Genomic DNA, 1,713 nt, shown 5'->3' on the forward strand with positions numbered 1-1,713 from the left:
TGGTTCAGACAGTGTGATATTCGATTTCATAAGAACAGGCAATAAGTCATCTGATTACCGATTATAACACCAATGCAGATAGTTTATCTGATCAACTTAATTGCTTGATTTAAGGTATAGTGATTATCGATTTCTGACTCAATTCGATGGTTTGAATAAGTTCATGTAGTCACAAATTCGTATGGTACATTGCCGGAATTAAATCAAGGATATTATGAAAAGTTATGATTTTCACTCAATTATCTATATGATTACGGAAAATTTTCGGTAAAGGATATGCTATGTTATTCGTCGCCATGCTTTTTATGTCAATTGTAACTTTTTTCTTTTTAACCATAGTGGTTAGCTATTTATTTATCTTGGAAAGAAATGTAAAAAAAACAATATGGACGTCGTTATTAATGACATTTGTTTTTATATTAAGTCTACTTATTCCACACTTTTCTTATCAATATTTATTTTAATTGGGCTTGGATTCGCGCATGGTTGCTCATTAGATGAGCAACCAAGGAGTTGTTTTTTATTCTTAAGGTTTTTTATCCTTAAAAAGTTGCATTAATCTATTCTCAAAAATTTGTTGGTTAACTTGAAAAGTTACATTTTCTTTCCATTCCCCAGTGATATCAAATGGTTTTCCTCCCACATTAATATCCTCTTTCACCCAATTAAATGTGTCGTATGGGTCAGTAAATTTATCATATAGTTTATAATTTATTGTACCAGATACATTATATGTATCACCCACTTTTTCAGCACTCACATTTGTAAGACTGCCACTGACCGTTGCACCTCCAATGCCCCAAAGCGGATCGTAAATCGGAACTTTTTTTTCTAGACCAAAATTATACCTATTTTCAAAATCAACTCGTTCACCACTCTGAATCTGTGAAATAAAACGAGACTGAATACTGCCCTCTGGCCTTCCAAATGCACCTGGTTTCCGCATCAAGCCACGAACTTTATCATGTACACCGATTTCAGTGAGTGTCAATTCTCGGCCTGATTTTCCGAAAAAATGCTGCAACATACCGAATGAACTCATGCTGGGCTTGCTATTTTGAGCTTTATCGTAAAACTCATCATTTGAACCAAAGCTACCCCTATTAAAGTTTGCTTTTCTAAGCGGAATCATTTTCGATAAATATAATTTTTTTACCCCTATCGTATCCCCTTTAGTGTACGCCTTCATTATTTCTTCAATTACTTTATCTCCTCTTCTATCTCTTGGGTATGGACAATCTTTTTCACCACATATTGGACAAATGTTTTTCTCTAACCCTTTCAAAAAGTCCATGTTGATTTTATTTTCTTCTGACATAAATATCCTTAATAAATATGAATAAAGTTCACTGTTTTTACAGGTGAAATGTTTTTTAATAAACTAAGTTATATCGATAAAAACTTTATTAAATATGTGTTGTTATCGACATGAAATAATTTTACATTTTCATTTTATACATAGATACTAAGATGACATGTATGGTTGCTCTTACAGTTATAGAAACTTAATTAATAACTATACGGTTTTTATTTCTGTGAAATGGTTAAATACCTATTTTTAGTAATTATATGTAATGGTTCGCATTCGAAAATGATCAGACTCGCATTTGCAGTTAAATAAGCTTTCAAAATAGTAGATCACTTGGAGGGAACTCAGTCCAATTTTTGCGATCTGATTAATCGCCAAATCAAAAAAAATCCCAAAATGGACTG

Annotated in this window: 1 protein-coding gene; it reads right to left on the bottom strand. The window is 32.0% G+C overall.

The genetic code is table 11. The features are described from left to right. Nucleotides 1-526: 526 nt before the first annotated feature. Complete coding sequence (locus Xedl_RS19470; protein WP_074025362.1) at nt 527-1,318, bottom strand: hypothetical protein; 792 nt, start codon at nt 1,316-1,318, stop codon at nt 527-529. Nucleotides 1,319-1,713 lie beyond the last annotated feature (395 nt).

It is taken from the genome of Xenorhabdus eapokensis (genome assembly GCF_001908105.1).

Coding starts and splice junctions, on each gene's coding strand:
- Xedl_RS19470 (WP_074025362.1), bottom strand. CDS start 1,318: ATGTCAGAAGAAAATAAAATCAACATGGACTTTTTGAAAGGGTTAGAG.